Source organism: Streptomyces sp. NPDC089915 (genome assembly GCF_040684675.1).
Taxonomy (GTDB): domain Bacteria; phylum Actinomycetota; class Actinomycetes; order Streptomycetales; family Streptomycetaceae; genus Streptomyces.
In genome coordinates this window covers 20,149-33,847 of sequence record NZ_JBFBGN010000079.1, presented here as the reverse complement: position 1 = coordinate 33,847, position 13,699 = coordinate 20,149, and the positions used below count along the sequence as shown (strand labels likewise).

General features: G+C 74.1%; 12 protein-coding genes and 1 pseudogene. 8 read left to right on the top strand and 5 right to left on the bottom strand.

Translation table 11 applies throughout. The annotated features are described in order from the left end of the window. Window positions 1-4,135: ATP-dependent helicase (locus AB0O29_RS22715; protein WP_365154059.1), on the bottom strand; the 4,135-nt coding region annotated here is incomplete at its 3' end. Window positions 4,136-4,215: 80 nt separating this feature from the next. Between AB0O29_RS22715 and AB0O29_RS22710 the strand changes: the two genes are divergently transcribed. The 3 genes from AB0O29_RS22710 (at window position 4,216) to AB0O29_RS22700 (ending at window position 6,137) form a co-directional block, all read left to right on the top strand. Then, a complete protein-coding gene (locus AB0O29_RS22710; protein WP_365154058.1) occupies window positions 4,216-5,049 on the top strand; it encodes an AraC family transcriptional regulator in 834 nt (277 codons plus the stop codon). A gap of 69 nt (window positions 5,050-5,118) precedes the next feature. Next, the gene (locus AB0O29_RS22705; protein WP_365154057.1) at window positions 5,119-5,832 is read left to right on the top strand and encodes an AzlC family ABC transporter permease; all 714 of its coding nucleotides are present in this window, start codon (window positions 5,119-5,121) and stop codon (window positions 5,830-5,832) included. Continuing rightward, window positions 5,829-6,137: an AzlD domain-containing protein gene (locus AB0O29_RS22700; RefSeq protein ID WP_365154055.1), complete on the top strand. Its 309-nt coding sequence runs from the start codon at window positions 5,829-5,831 to the stop codon at window positions 6,135-6,137. Before AB0O29_RS22705 ends, AB0O29_RS22700 begins: the two co-directional genes overlap by 4 nt. A 9-nt stretch (window positions 6,138-6,146) precedes the next feature. Here AB0O29_RS22700 and AB0O29_RS22695 read toward each other — a convergent pair whose 3' ends face one another. Continuing rightward, on the bottom strand, window positions 6,147-7,076 hold the full coding sequence (locus AB0O29_RS22695; protein WP_365154053.1) for a hypothetical protein: 930 nt from the start codon (window positions 7,074-7,076) through the stop codon (window positions 6,147-6,149). 81 nt (window positions 7,077-7,157) lie between these two features. On the opposite strand from AB0O29_RS22695, the gene AB0O29_RS22690 reads away from it, so the two are divergent. Both AB0O29_RS22690 and AB0O29_RS22685 read left to right on the top strand, forming a co-directional pair. Beyond that, window positions 7,158-7,352 carry a DUF3046 domain-containing protein gene (locus tag AB0O29_RS22690; RefSeq protein ID WP_365154051.1) on the top strand — a complete coding sequence of 65 codons (195 nt, stop codon included), beginning with the start codon at window positions 7,158-7,160 and terminating at the stop codon, window positions 7,350-7,352. A 196-nt stretch (window positions 7,353-7,548) separates the two neighbouring features. Further along, on the top strand, window positions 7,549-8,685 hold the full coding sequence (locus tag AB0O29_RS22685) for an AI-2E family transporter (protein WP_365154062.1): 1,137 nt from the start codon (window positions 7,549-7,551) through the stop codon (window positions 8,683-8,685). Here AB0O29_RS22685 and AB0O29_RS22680 read toward each other — a convergent pair. Together AB0O29_RS22680 and AB0O29_RS22675 are read right to left on the bottom strand one after the other, a co-directional pair. Next, the gene (locus AB0O29_RS22680) at window positions 8,639-9,394 is read right to left on the bottom strand and encodes a Clp protease N-terminal domain-containing protein (RefSeq protein ID WP_365154049.1); all 756 of its coding nucleotides are present in this window, start codon (window positions 9,392-9,394) and stop codon (window positions 8,639-8,641) included. The two genes, AB0O29_RS22685 and AB0O29_RS22680, sit on opposite strands and share 47 nt — an antisense overlap. A gap of 127 nt (window positions 9,395-9,521) precedes the next feature. Continuing rightward, complete coding sequence (locus tag AB0O29_RS22675; protein ID WP_365154048.1) at window positions 9,522-9,947, bottom strand: hypothetical protein; 426 nt, start codon at window positions 9,945-9,947, stop codon at window positions 9,522-9,524. 299 nt (window positions 9,948-10,246) lie between these two features. Between AB0O29_RS22675 and AB0O29_RS22670 the strand changes: the two genes are divergently transcribed. Continuing rightward, entirely contained in the window at window positions 10,247-11,077 is an 831-nt protein-coding gene (locus tag AB0O29_RS22670) for a serine protease (protein WP_365154046.1), read from the top strand. Window positions 11,078-11,153: 76 nt separating this feature from the next. Here AB0O29_RS22670 and AB0O29_RS22665 read toward each other — a convergent pair whose 3' ends face one another. Next, on the bottom strand, window positions 11,154-11,618 hold the full coding sequence (locus AB0O29_RS22665) for an SRPBCC family protein (protein WP_365154044.1): 465 nt from the start codon (window positions 11,616-11,618) through the stop codon (window positions 11,154-11,156). Window positions 11,619-11,958: 340 nt separating this feature from the next. Here AB0O29_RS22665 and recA point away from each other — a divergent pair, with 340 nt between their 5' ends. Next, complete coding sequence (gene recA / locus AB0O29_RS22660) at window positions 11,959-13,077, top strand: recombinase RecA (protein WP_365154042.1); 1,119 nt, start codon at window positions 11,959-11,961, stop codon at window positions 13,075-13,077. After that, window positions 12,966-13,649: pseudogene (gene recX, locus AB0O29_RS22655) on the top strand (recombination regulator RecX); the annotation flags it as partial. The gene recA and the pseudogene recX, both read left to right, overlap by 112 nt. Window positions 13,650-13,699: the final 50 nt, after the last annotated feature.

The following is a 13,699-nucleotide window of genomic DNA, read 5'->3' as shown; positions in this document are numbered from 1 at the left end:
GGCGGGCCCGGCCGCTGTCCTCGAACGCCGACAGGACCCGGTACACCGCGCTGAAGCCGCCCTCGATGCCCTCCGCCGCCACCGCCCCGCGCGTGACCACCCCGTGCCGGTCGAGGAGGGTGCGGGCCAGGGCGTGGGCGCGCTGGGTGGGCTCCGGGGCCGCCGCCGGAAGGAGCGACCAGCGGCCCGAGACCGTGGGCGGGCCCGTACGGGAGACGGTCGCGCCGAGGCTCCCGTACCGGCCGCGCGGGACCGTGCGCCGGGCACGGTGGGCGGTGGCGCCCGCCGTACGGCCCGAGCCCAGCAGGGAGCGCAGCGGGGCCAGGGTGTCGTTGGTGAGCCGCCCCGACCAGGCCAGGTCCCACAGGGCCGAGGACAGCTCCAGGTCCGTGGCCTCGGGATGGCGGGCCCGGACGGACTCCGTGAGCTGGCGGAAGAACAGGCCGTACCCGCCCGACAGGGCGTCCAGCACCGCCTGGTGCAGGGGGCCCGGCTCCAGCGGGTGCGGCTCCGGGAGGAGCAGCGGGGCCGCGTCCGCCAGGTAGAGGGAGATCCAGCCGTCCTTGCCCGGCAGGGCCCCCGCCCCGGCCCACACCACCTCTCCGGCGGTGGTCAGCTCGTCCAGCAGGGCGGGGGAGTACCCCGACACCCGCGAGGGCAGGACCAGCCGCTCCAGCGCCGACGCCGGCACGGGGGCGCCCTGGAGCTGCTCCACCGCGCGCGCCAGCCCGTCGATCCCGCGCAGCCCGCCGCCCAGGTGCTGCCACTGCGGCAGGAAGACGGCCAGCGAGGCCGGCGGCACCGGCTCCAGCTCCTGGCGGAGCGCCGCCAGCGAACGCCGCCGCAGCCGCCGCAGCACCGCCGCGTCGCACCACTCCCGGCCGATGCCCGCCGGATGGAACTCGCCCTGCACCACCCGGCCCGCCGCCGCGAGCCGCCGCAGGCCGCCCTCCGTCACCGCCGCGCCCAGGCCGAAGCGGCCGGCGACGGCGGCCGTGGTGAACGGGCCGTGCGTCCGGGCGTACCGGGCCAGCAGATCGCCGAGGGGATCCTTGACCGGCTCCGTGAACGCCTCCGGGACCCCCACCGGCAGGGCCGTGCCCAGGGCGTCCCGCAGCCGGCCCGCGTCCTCGATCGCCGCCCAGTGCTCCACGCCGCCGATCCGCACCCGGATCGCCCGGCGGGCGGCCTCCAGGGACGGGGCCCAGTCCGGCTCCGCGCCCCGCTCCGCCAGCTCGGCGTCCGTCAACGGGCCCAGCAGCCGCAGCAGGTCGGCCACCGACTCGGCGTCCTTCGCCCGCCGGTCCGCCGTCAGCCACAGGAGCTCCCGCTCCAGTTCCTCCAGCACCTCGGCATCGAGGAGCTCGCGCAGCTCCGCCTGGCCCAGCAGCTCCGCCAGCAGCCGCGAGTCCAGCGACAGGGCGGCCGCCCGCCGCTCGGCCAGCGGAGAGTCGCCCTCGTAGAGGAACTGGGCGACGTACCCGAACAGCAGGGAGCGGGCGAAGGGCGAGGGCTCGGGGGTGGTGACCTCGACCAGGCGGACCCGGCGCGCCTCGACGTCCCCCATCAGCTCGGTCAGGCCCGGCACGTCGAAGACGTCCTGGAGGCACTCGCGCACGGCTTCCAGCACGATCGGGAAGGAGCCGAACTCGGATGCCACCTGGAGCAGTTGCGAGGCCCGCTGGCGCTGCTGCCACAGCGGGGTCCGCTTGCCGGGGCTGCGGCGCGGCAGCAGCAGGGCGCGCGCCGCGCACTCGCGGAACCGGGAGGCGAACAGGGCCGAGCCGCCCACCTGGTCGGTGACGATCCCGGCCACCTCCCCCTGGTCGAAGGCCACGTCGGCCGCGCCCAGCGGGGCCTGCTCGTCGTCGAACTCGAACGGGGCCGGCCGGGCCGGATCGTGGTCGAGGAGGTCCAGGTCCATGGAGAGCAGGTCGGCGTCCGGCAGGCGCAGCACGATGCCGTCGTCGGCGTGCATCACCTGGGCGTCCATGCCGTACTTCTCGGCGAGCCGGGCCCCCAGCGCCAGCGCCCACGGGGCGTGCACCTGGGCGCCGAAGGGGGAGTGCACCACGACCCGCCAGTCGCCCAGTTCGTCGCGGAACCGCTCCACCACGATGGTCCGGTCGTCCGGCACGTGCCCGCAGGCCTCCCGCTGCTCCGCGAGGTACGCCAGGACGTTGTCCGCGGCCCAGGCGTCCAGCCCCGCCGCCAGCAGCCGCAGCCGGGCGTCCTCCTCGCCGAGGGCGCCGAGCTCGCGCAGGAACGCGCCCACCGCGCGGCCCAGTTCCAGCGGGCGGCCCAGCTGGTCGCCCTTCCAGAACGGCAGCCGGCCGGGCACCCCGGGCGCCGGGGTGACCAGGACCCGGTCCCGGGTGATGTCCTCGATCCGCCACGAGGTCGTGCCCAGGGTGAACACGTCGCCCACGCGGGACTCGTAGACCATCTCCTCGTCGAGCTCGCCGACCCGGCCGCCGCCCTTCTTCGGGTCGGAGCCCGCCAGGAACACCCCGAAGAGGCCCCGGTCGGGGATGGTGCCGCCGGAGGTCACCGCCAGGCGCTGCGCGCCCGGCCGCCCCGTGACCGTCCCCGCGACCCGGTCCCACACCACCCGGGGTCTGAGCTCGGCGAACGCGTCCGACGGGTAGCGGCCCGCCAGCATGTCCAGCACCGAGGTGAACGCCGACTCGGGCAGCGCCGCGAAGGGCGCCGCCCGCCGCACCAGCGCGAGCAGGTCGTCCAGCTGCCAGGTGTCCATCGCGGTCATCGCGACCAGCTGCTGGGCCAGTACGTCCAGCGGGTTGGAGGGGATCCGCAGGGACTCGATCGCCCCCGTGCGCATCCGCTCGGTCACCACCGCGGCCTGGACCAGGTCCCCCCGGTACTTGGGGAAGACCACCCCGGTCGACACCGCGCCCACCTGGTGCCCCGCCCGGCCCACGCGCTGGAGCCCCGAGGCCACCGACGGCGGCGACTCCACCTGCACCACCAGGTCCACGGCGCCCATGTCGATGCCCAGCTCCAGGCTGGAGGTCGCGACCACGGCGGGCAGCCGGCCCGCCTTGAGGTCCTCCTCGACCAGCGCCCGCTGCTCCTTGGACACCGAGCCGTGGTGCGCGCGGGCCAGCAGCGGCGGGGCCCCCTGCGCGGCGCCCGACTGGGCCATGATCTCCGCCGGCGGCGGCGCGCCCTCGCCGAGCTGCTCGCCGGTGGCCCGCTCGTAGGCGATCTCGTTGAGCCGGTTGCACAGCCGCTCCGCGAGCCGGCGGGAGTTGGCGAACACGATCGTGGACCGGTGGGCCTGCACCAGATCGGCGATCCGCTCCTCCACATGCGGCCAGATCGACGGCTTGTCCCCGCCCTCCCGGCCCTCCGTGGCGGGCGAGCCGCCCAGCTCGCCCATGTCCTCCACCGGCACGACCACCGACAGGTCGAACTCCTTGGCAGACGGCGGCTGCACGATCTCCACCCGGCCGCGCGGGGCGAGGTAGCGGGCCACCTCCTCGACCGGCCGGACCGTCGCCGACAGCCCGATCCGGCGGGCCGGGCGCGGCAGCAGCTCGTCCAGCCGCTCCAGGGAGAGGGCGAGATGGGCGCCGCGCTTGGTCCCGGCGACCGCGTGCACCTCGTCCAGGATCACCGTCTCCACCCCCGACAGGGCCTCGCGGGCCGCCGAGGTCAGCATCAGGAACAGCGACTCCGGGGTGGTGATCAGGATGTCCGGCGGCCGCAGCGCCAGGGCCCGGCGCTCGGCGGCCGGGGTGTCCCCCGAGCGGATCCCGACCCGGACGTCCGGCTCGGGCAGGCCCAGCCGCGCCGACTCCTGCCGGATCCCGGTCAGCGGGCTGCGCAGATTGCGCTCCACGTCCACCGCGAGCGCCTTCAGCGGGGACACGTACAGCACCCGGCAGCGCTTCCTCGGCTCCGCCGGCGGCGGCTGCGAGGCCAGCCGGTCCAGGGCGGCGAGGAAGGCGGCCAGCGTCTTGCCGGAACCGGTCGGCGCCACCACGAGGACGTCCGATCCCTCCCCGATGGCCCGCCAGGCGCCCTCCTGCGCGGAGGTGGGCGTACGGAAGGCCCCCGTGAACCACGAGCGGGTCGCGGGGGAGAACGAGTCGAGCGCAGCGCCTGCCATGCCCCCATCGTGCACCCCGTCACTGACAACCGGCCGGACCTGCGCAAACGCCCGGCGGCACGGGGGCGCAGAATGAGGGGATGGGGAAGGACGAGACGGGCCGCGAGTGGGCCCGGCACTGGCGCTACCCGCAACTGCCCGGGCTGGACCTGCTGCGCGCCCACTACGTACGCCACACCTTCCCGCGCCACGCGCACGACGGGTACGTCATCGCGGCCGTCACCGGCGGCATCGAGGAGATCGGCATGCCCGGCGGCACCCTGCGGGCCGGGCCGGGCAGCGTGGTGCTGATCAACCCCGAGGTGCCGCACACCGCGCGGGCCGGGGAGCCCGAGGGCTGGGCGTACTCCACGCTCTACCCCTCCCGGGAGCTGATCACCGAGGTCGCCGCCGAGCTGGGCACCCCGCGCGGCACCCCCGGCTTCACCGCCGAGATGGTGCTCGACGCGCAGGGCGCGAAGCTGATCACCGAGGTGCACCGGGCCGCCGAGGCGGGGAACGCGCTGGCCGCCGACACCCTGCTGCGGGCCGTCGTGGCCCGGATGCTCAGCCGGCACGCCGCGCCGTTGCCCGCCCGTACGGTGTCCCGCGCGGGCGGCTCCGACGCGGAGCGGGCGCGGGCCGTCCTGGAGGAGCGGATGGCGGAGCCGCCTTCGCTGGAGCGGCTCGCCGCGGAGCTGGGGACGAGCCCCTTCGCCCTGCTGCGGGCCTTCCGGGAGCGGTACGGGATGCCGCCGCACACCTGGCTGACGGACGCGCGGGTCCGCCGGGCGCGCCGGCTGCTGGAGGCGGGGGGCGCGCCGGCGGAGGTGGCGGTCGCCGTCGGCTTCACCGACCAGCCGCACCTGAACCGGCACTTCACCCGCATCGTCGGCGTCCCCCCGGGCGCCTACCGGCGGGCGCGGGCCGGATAGCCCCGCGCACCGGCCGGACGTGCAAGAACGTACAAGACCCGGGCCCGGCCGTACCCCTACCTTCGCGGGGTGGGAACAGAACAAGCGGTCATACGAGAGACCTCCGGCGGGACGGAAGGGCGCCCCAGGAGCGCCGTCGTACGGGACGCCCTCGGCGTCGGGGTGGCGGTCGGGCTGTCCGGGTTCGCCTTCGGGGTGACCGCCGCCGGGGCCGGGATCAGCGTGCTCCAGGCCTGCGTGCTGAGCCTGCTGGTGTTCACCGGAGCCTCCCAGTTCGCCCTGGTCGGGGCGCTGGCCGCGGGCGGGAACCCGTTCACCGCGGCCGCCGGGGCCTTCTTCCTCGGCACCCGCAACGCCTTCTACGGGCTGCGCCTCTCCCAGCTGCTCGCGCTCCCGAAGGCCGTCCGGCCCCTCGCCGCGCACTGGGTCATCGACGAGACCACCGCCGTGGCCCTGGCCCAGCCCGACCGCAGGTCGGCCCGGCTCGGGTTCACCGTCACCGGGCTCACCCTGTTCGTGCTGTGGAACCTCACCACCCTGCTCGGCGCGCTCGGCGCCGAGGCCATCGGGGACACCGCCGCCTGGGGGCTGGACGCGGCCGGACCCGCCGTCTTCCTCGCCCTCCTCGCACCCATGCTGAAGAGCACCACCGAACGCGCCGTCGCCGGGCTCGCGCTCGTCCTCGGACTGGGCTTCCTGCCCGTGCTGCCCGCCGGGGTGCCCGTACTGATCGCCGCGCTGGCCGCGCCCGCCGTGCTGTGGCTGAAGGGACGCACCTCGTGAACGTCTGGATCGCCATCGGGATGACCGTCGCCGGCTGCTACGCCGTCAAGCTCGCCGGACTGCTCGTGCCCGCCGGGGCCCTGGAGCGCCCGGCCGTGCGCAGGCTCTCCGCCCTGCTGCCGGTCGCGCTGCTCGCGGCGCTCACCGCCCAGCAGACCTTCAGCACCGGCCACGAGCTGGTCCTCGACGCGCGCGCCGCCGGGCTGGCGGCCGCCGCCGTGGCCCTGCTGCTGCGCGCCCCGTTCCTCGTGGTCGTCGCGGCGGCGGTGGTGGTCACCGCAGGGGTGCGGGCCCTCGGCGGCTGAGCCGGGCCCCTATCCCAGGGGCCACCCGTACGCCCTCAGGGTCAGCAGGGCCTCGATGGTGGCGATCGGCCGCCGCTCCAGGGTGCCGCCCGGGGCCCAGGCCCGGCGGTGCACCGGCCAGCCGCCGTCCGGCTGCTGCTCGGCCGCGAGGAACTCCAGCGAGCGGCGCATCTCCTCGTCGGTGAACCAGCTCCGGGCCAGCGACTCCGGCCGCCGCGCGTAGTCGTACGGGAACAGCCGCTCGCCCGGGGCGTAGCCGGGGGAGAGCGGGTACTCCTCGCGGCGGTCCGGGTCGAGCACCGCGAGGCGCCGCTCGCGCACCAGCCGGCCCAGCCGGTCCGCGGCCGCCGCCGCGCGGGCCCGGTCGGGGACGCCGTCGAGGAAGGACACGGCGCCCTGGACCTCGTACGGGTGCGCCTGGCGCAGGGTCTCCACCCGGTCCCAGCAGAACTCCGTGGCCCGGAAGAGCCAGGCGTCCCAGATCCGGTTGCGGTGCAGCACCCCGACGACGGGGCCGGTGGTCACCAGCTCGCCCGGCGGGTCGTCGCAGACCTGGTGCCAGGGCGCGGACGGATGGCCGTGCGGGACCGCGACGGCCAGCGGGAGCGCGCCCTCGGGCGTGGAGATCCGGGTCAGGTGCCGGCAGAGCCGCTCGATCCGCTGCCCGGCGCAGCGGCCGAGCCCGTCGAGGATCCGCAGGGCGTGCGCGGTGTGCAGGGGCTGGCTGAGCGGGCCGCGCAGATCGGGGTCGAGGGCGTGGCCGTAGCCGCCGTCGGCGCCCAGGTAGGAACCGAGCGCGGTGTCCACGGCGTCGGCCTCCCCGCCGAGGAAGTGGTACGCGAACCGGCGCTGCTCCAGCACCCTCGCGGTGAGCCAGATGAACCGCTCGGCGCGGGCCGGCGGGGCCGGTGCGGCCGCGGAAGCTTCGTCTCCAGGCATGCGAGCCACCGTAGGGCGCGGGAGCGGCGGCGGAGGGCGGCAACGGGAACGGTGCACTCTCCGGGGCGGGATACTGGGGGCATGCGGTTGACGATTTTCTGGGAGCGGATGGCGGAGCACTTCGGCGCGTCCTACGCCGAGTCCTTCGCGCGGGACCACGTCATGTCGGAGCTCGGCGGGCGCACGGTCCACCAGGCGCTGGACGCGGGCTGGGAGACGAAGGACGTGTGGCGCGCGGTGTGCGCGGCGATGGACGTCCCGGCCTCGCTGCGCTGAGCCCGGGCCCGGGGCCGGGCGGCTTCGTGGTCCGGGCGGCGGGTGGGACAGACTGGGCGGCGTGGCAGCGACAGACGAGATGACCGAACACCCCGAAGACCCGCAGGACGTGCGGGACGCGCAGGCCCCCGCACCCGCCGGCAGCGCCCCCGCGGGGGGCCCGCCGTCCGCGGCTCCGGCCCGGGCGGACGCGCGGATGCCGCGCTGGCTGCCCCGCGCGGTGATCCTCGTACTGGCGCTCGTCGCCTGTTTCCAGCTCGGCAGCTGGGCCTTCCACCAGCTGATCGGGCTGCTCGTCAACGTCCTGATCGCGTTCTTCCTGGCGCTGGCGATCGAACCCGCCGTGGCCAGGATGGCGGCCCGGGGCATGCGCCGCGGGCTCGCCACCTTCCTGGTGTTCCTGGGGGTGTTCGTCGCGTCCGCCGGGTTCCTCGCGCTGCTCGGCTCGATGCTCGCCGGGCAGATCGTCGACATGGTGGAGGGCTTCCCCCACTACCTCGACATGGTGATCGACTGGATCAACCGCACCCTGCACACCGAGCTGTCCCGGCTGGACATCCAGGACAGCCTGGTGCACTCCGACTGGCTCCAGAAGTACGTGCAGAACAGCGCCAGCGGGGTGCTCGACGTCTCCACCACCGTGCTCGGCGGGCTCTTCCGGCTGCTGACGGTCGGCCTGTTCGCCTTCTACTTCGCCGCCGACGGGCCCCGGCTGCGGCGAACGCTGTGCTCCGTGCTGCCGCCCGCCAAGCAGTCGGAGGTGCTGCGGGCCTGGGAGATCGCCGTCGCGAAGACCGGCGGGTACCTGTACTCGCGCGGGCTGATGGCCCTGGTCTCCGGCATCGCGCACTACGTGCTCTTCGCGGTCCTCGGGGTGCCGTACGCGCCCGCGCTCGCGGTGTGGGTGGGCCTGGTCTCCCAGTTCATCCCCACCATCGGCACCTACCTGGCGGGCGCGCTGCCGACGCTGATCGCCTTCACCGTCGATCCCTGGTACGCGGTGTACGTCCTGGGGTTCGTGGTGGTCTACCAGCAGTTCGAGAACTACGTCCTGCAGCCGAAGCTCACCGCCAGGACGGTGGACATCCACCCGGCGGTGGCCTTCGGCTCCGTCATCGCGGGGACCGCCCTGCTGGGGGCGGTCGGGGCGCTCATCGCGATTCCGGCCGTGGCGACCCTGCAGGCCTTCCTCGGCGCCTACGTGAAGCGGTACGAGGTGGCGGGCGAGGCCGGCGGGGAGGACCCGGGCGGTTCCGGTTCCGGTACCGGTACCGGTTCCGGGGAGGCTACGGCTGCCCGTCCGCGCCGAGTACGGCTGCCAGGGCTTCGGTGACGGCCGCCTCGGCGGCGGCCTTGTCCAGGCCGAGGCCGCTGAGGGTGCCCGTACCGTTCTCCAGCTCCAGCAGGGCGAGCAGGATGTGCTCGGTGCCCACGTAGCCGTGGCCCAGGCGCAGGGCCTCGCGGAAGGTGAGCTCCAGGACCTTCTTGGCGTTGGCGTCGAAGGGGACGAGGGCGGGCATCTCCGCGGAGGCCGGGGGCAGGGTGGCCGTCGCGGCGGAGCGGACGGAGTCCGCCGCGATGCCGCGGGCGGTGAGGACGAGTCCGGCGAGGCCCTCCGGCTCGGCCAGCAGGCCCAGCACCAGGTGCTCGGTGCGGATCTCGGCGTTGTCCGCGGCGCGGGCCTCGTTCTGCGAGGCGATGACGACGTTGCGGGCGCGGGGGGTGAACCGGGCGAAGCCCGCCTCGGGGTCGAGGCCGGGGTCGCCCTCCTTGTCGGCCTTGGGGACGAAGCGCTTCTGGGCGGCCTGGCGGGTGACGCCCATGCTGCGGCCGATGTCGGTCCAGGAGGCGCCGGAGCGGCGGGCCTGGTCGACGAAGTGGCCGATCAGGTGGTCGGCCACGTCACCGAGGTGCTCGGCCGCGACGACGGCGCCGCTGAGCTGCTCCAGGCTGTCGGCGTGGGCGTTCTTGATGGCCTCGATCAGCTCGTCGAGGCGGACGGGGTTGGTGATGCGGACGGGTTCCACGGAAGGGTTCGTCATAGGTGCAACCCTAGGTTGACACTCGTGGGGTGTCAACCATGGGTTGTCACTTCGGGCGCGGAGGGGGCTGGGGACGTGTCCCCTCCGCGCCCGGGCGCGTCCGCGCGTGCGTCCGCGTGCGCGGACGTCAGGCGGCCGGCTGGTTCTGGCCCGTCAGCAGGCCCAGCAGCTGGTCCATCTCGCCCCGCCAGATGCGGTGCACGTTCATGCGGGTCGGGGTCGCCTGGCCGGGGAGCTGCATCCGGAACGAGCTCCAGATGGCGTTGCGCTTGACCTCGGTGATCGTGCCGACGGCCTGGTGGGGCGGTATCGCGAAGACGATCTCCTGCGGGCGGTTGCTCATCCGGCTCGCCCGGTGGAGCACCACGGCCTGCTCGGTCACGGTGACGAAGTAGTAGCTGAGGAACGCCTGGCCGATGAGGCCGAGCATGCTCATCAGCCACACGCTCGGGCCGGCGATGGCCTGGATCGTGACGATGGGCCGGTCGCCGGGGTTGGCCTGGGCGAGGGCGTCTGCCACCTGCTGCTGGATCGTGGCCTTCTTGACGGCCATGGGTCCTCCTGAGCGGAATCTCACGGCCCCCGTCGTCGGGGGCACCGCAGAGTACCGGCCATGCGGGGGCCGTTTCGCGCCAGCCCGGGGGTGTGGGCCATGCGCCCCGAATTGGGTTCCCCCGCCCGGCTCGCGGGGTGTTGGAAGGGTTGATTCCGTTTATTGCCGGGGACTTTCGGCCGCCCTGATCCCCAACTCCCCATGCCCTATTGTGCGTTGATCCCGCTGGACTAAGAATGCAGTGCACATGTCAACCGAAGGATCTTCGGTCGCATTCGTCACCAGAGGGGAACCCCCACATGAACAAGCCTCTCGCCGGCGCCGTGTTGTCCCTGCTCCTGACCGGAGCGGCGGCAACTCCGGCCGTGGCACAGGACCTCGCGCCCCAGCGGGCCGCCGCGGTCACCTACGCGGGCACCGTCGCGCTCAGCAACTGCTCCGGCTCCGTCGTCCGCGCGCCCGGCTCGCAGCCGAACGACCCCGCGCTCGTCCTCTCCAACGGCCACTGCCTGGAGACCGGCTTCCCGGGACCGGGCGAGGTCCTCGTCAACCGGGCGTCCAGCCGCAGCTTCTCCCTGCTCAACGCCTCGGGTTCGAAGGTCGCGACCCTGCGCGCGAGCAAGATCGCGTACGGGACGATGACGGACACGGACGTCTCGCTGTACCAGCTGACCCAGACGTACGCGCAGATCCAGAGCAAGTACGGCATCGCCGCGCTCACCCTCGACGACGCCCGCCCGGCGCAGGGCTCCGCCATCAAGGTGGTCTCCGGCTACTGGAAGCGGACGTACAGCTGCAGCGTCGACGGGTTCGCCTACCGCCTGAAGGAGGGGGAGTGGACCTGGAAGGACTCGGTCCGTTACACCTCCTCCTGCAACACCATCGGCGGCACCTCCGGATCGCCGGTGATCGACACGACGTCCGGCAAGGTCGTCGCCGTCAACAACACCGGCAACGAGGACGGCCAGCGCTGCACGGACAACAACCCGTGCGAGGTGGACCAGGCGGGCAACGTGACGGTCCGCCAGGGCATCAACTACGCCCAGCAGACCTACATCCTCGTCCCGTGCATCGGCGCCGGGAACCAGGTCGACCTGAACCGCCCCGGCTGCACCCTGCCCAAGCCGTAACCCCCGCCCCGGCGGACCCCCGCGGCCCCGCCGCCACCGGCCTCCCGGTGCGCGGCGGGGCCGCGGCGCGTTCCGGTCACCGCACGGGCGGGGCGAGGGCGGTGGCGGCGGCGTCGAGGATGCTGCCGAAGGCCCGGGTGATCAGCGGCCGGGCGATCAGCCGGGTGAGCCGGCGGGTGGGCCCGGCGCCGAGCAGGGGGACGCGGATCTCGGCGCGGGTGGTCCAGCGGACGAGGGTGCCGCCGCCGGCCTCCGTGAAGGTCATCCGGCCCAGCTCGTGCCGGGACGGCGGCAGGCTGCGCACGACGGTGTACTCGGTGGCGTACGGCGGGTCGTAGCGGGTGATGCGCTCCTCGAACCAGCCGATGAGCCACAGGTGGCGGCGGACGGCGCCGACCCCGTAGGGCGCCCCGGCCCCGGGCCGGGTCAGGCGGCAGCGCAGGACCAGGGGCGAGGCCTCGTAGCGGGTGGTCGTGGTGAGCCAGCGGAACACGTCCTCGACGGGTGCGGCGATGACGCGCTCGACGGTCACGGTCTCCATGGGGCTGTCCTCCTCGGTCGGGGGCTCGGACGCTCGTCATGGGGACAGTCCGGACCGGCCGGGCGTGACGTCCGGGGGATGTGACGCGCGCCACAGGGCGGAGCCCTTCCGGCGTCGGCGTCGTTGGTTCCGGAGGAAGGCCTGGCCGGGGGCGGTGGGGGCCGTTCCGCCTTCGGTGCGAAGGGGTTGCGGGGGGCGGCGTGGTCGGCTTGACAGGGAAATCGAACATCCATTCTGATGAGTTATCCACAGCCGAACCGGGCGTGGAAGCGCATTGTCAGTGGCAGGCGTTAGCGTCAATGGCGTGAAGCGATCGACTCAAGCAAACCGGGTGGAACCCATGGCAGGCACCGACCGCGAGAAGGCTCTCGACGCCGCGCTCGCACAGATTGAACGGCAATTCGGCAAGGGTGCGGTCATGCGCCTCGGCGACAAGCCGAACGACCCCATCGAGGTCATCCCCACCGGGTCGACCGCGCTGGACATCGCCCTCGGCGTCGGCGGTCTGCCGCGCGGCCGCGTGGTCGAGATCTACGGCCCGGAGTCCTCCGGTAAGACGACCCTGACGCTGCACGCCGTGGCGAACGCGCAGAAGGCCGGCGGCACCGTCGCCTTCGTGGACGCGGAGCACGCGCTCGACCCCGAGTACGCCAAGGCCCTCGGCGTCGACACCGACAACCTGATCCTGTCCCAGCCGGACACCGGTGAGCAGGCCCTCGAGATCGTCGACATGCTGGTCCGCTCCGGCGCCCTCGACCTGATCGTCATCGACTCCGTCGCGGCGCTCGTGCCGAAGGCGGAGATCGAGGGCGAGATGGGCGACTCCCACGTCGGTCTCCAGGCCCGTCTGATGAGCCAGGCGCTCCGCAAGATCACGGGTGCGCTGAACCAGTCCAAGACCACCGCGATCTTCATCAACCAGCTCCGCGAGAAGATCGGCGTGATGTTCGGCTCGCCGGAGACCACGACCGGTGGCCGCGCGCTGAAGTTCTACGCCTCCGTACGCATCGACATCCGCCGCATCGAGACCCTGAAGGACGGCACGGAGGCGGTCGGCAACCGCACCCGCTGCAAGGTCGTGAAGAACAAGGTCGCGCCCCCGTTCAAGCAGGCCGAGTTCGACATCCTCTACGGCCAGGGCATCAGCCGCGAGGGCGGCCTGATCGACATGGGCGTGGAGCACGGCTTCATCCGCAAGGCCGGAGCCTGGTACACGTACGAGGGCGACCAGCTCGGCCAGGGCAAGGAGAACGCCCGCAACTTCCTGAAGGACAACCCCGACCTCGCCAACGAGATCGAGCGGAAGATCAAGGAGAAGCTGGGCGTCGGCGTGCGCAAGGACGCCAAGGACGCCGAGGGCGACGAGGCGGCCGCGGCCACCGCGTCGGCCGACGCCTCCGTGCCCGCCCCGGCGTCGAAGGCCAAGCCGGCGGCCAAGGCCGCCGTGGCCAAGAGCTGACCGTGCGGGAAGAGCGGGAGAGGGGCGGCAGAGCGAGGGGCGGCCGTGAGGCCCGCCAGGAGCTGCCGCCCCAGAGCCCCGAGGAGCAGGCGCGGGCGATCTGCCTGCGCCTGCTCACCGGGATGCCGCGCACCCGGCGGCAGCTCGCGGACGCCCTGGCGAAGCGGGGCATCCCCGAGGAGGTCTCCGAGTCGGTCCTGTCCCGGTACGAGGAGGTGGGCCTCATCGACGACGCCGCCTTCGCCGGGGCCTGGGTCGAGTCCCGCCACCGCGGCCGGGGCCTGGCCCGCCGCGCGCTCGCGCAGGAGCTGCGGACCAAGGGGGTGCACACCACCCTCGTCCAGGAGGCGCTGGAACAGCTGGACTCCGAGCAGGAGGAGCAGACCGCCCGGGAGCTCGTGGAGCGCAAGCTCCGCTCGACCCGGGGGCTGGAGCGCGACAAGCGGATCCGGCGCCTGGCCGGGATGCTCGCGCGCAAGGGGTACCCGGAGGGCATGGCCCTGCGGGTGGTGCGCCGCGCCCTGGAGACGGAGGGCGAGGACGCCGATGACCTGGGGTACCCCGGGGACTGACCCCCGCAGGGGGTGGGGGTAGCCCCCCGGCCGGGAGGCCGGGGCACTCC

What these genes read in the sequence shown, in the direction of transcription:
- AB0O29_RS22710 (WP_365154058.1), top strand. Translation starts at nt 4,216, where the DNA reads ATGGGGAAGGACGAGACGGGCCGCGAGTGGGCCCGGCACTGGCGCTAC.
- recA (WP_365154042.1), top strand. Translation starts at nt 11,959, where the DNA reads ATGGCAGGCACCGACCGCGAGAAGGCTCTCGACGCCGCGCTCGCACAG.
- AB0O29_RS22690 (WP_365154051.1), top strand. Translation starts at nt 7,158, where the DNA reads ATGCGGTTGACGATTTTCTGGGAGCGGATGGCGGAGCACTTCGGCGCG.
- AB0O29_RS22675 (WP_365154048.1), bottom strand. Translation starts at nt 9,947, where the DNA reads ATGGCCGTCAAGAAGGCCACGATCCAGCAGCAGGTGGCAGACGCCCTC.
- AB0O29_RS22670 (WP_365154046.1), top strand. Translation starts at nt 10,247, where the DNA reads ATGAACAAGCCTCTCGCCGGCGCCGTGTTGTCCCTGCTCCTGACCGGA.
- AB0O29_RS22685 (WP_365154062.1), top strand. Translation starts at nt 7,549, where the DNA reads ATGCCGCGCTGGCTGCCCCGCGCGGTGATCCTCGTACTGGCGCTCGTC.
- AB0O29_RS22695 (WP_365154053.1), bottom strand. Translation starts at nt 7,076, where the DNA reads ATGCCTGGAGACGAAGCTTCCGCGGCCGCACCGGCCCCGCCGGCCCGC.
- AB0O29_RS22665 (WP_365154044.1), bottom strand. Translation starts at nt 11,618, where the DNA reads ATGGAGACCGTGACCGTCGAGCGCGTCATCGCCGCACCCGTCGAGGAC.
- AB0O29_RS22680 (WP_365154049.1), bottom strand. Translation starts at nt 9,394, where the DNA reads ATGACGAACCCTTCCGTGGAACCCGTCCGCATCACCAACCCCGTCCGC.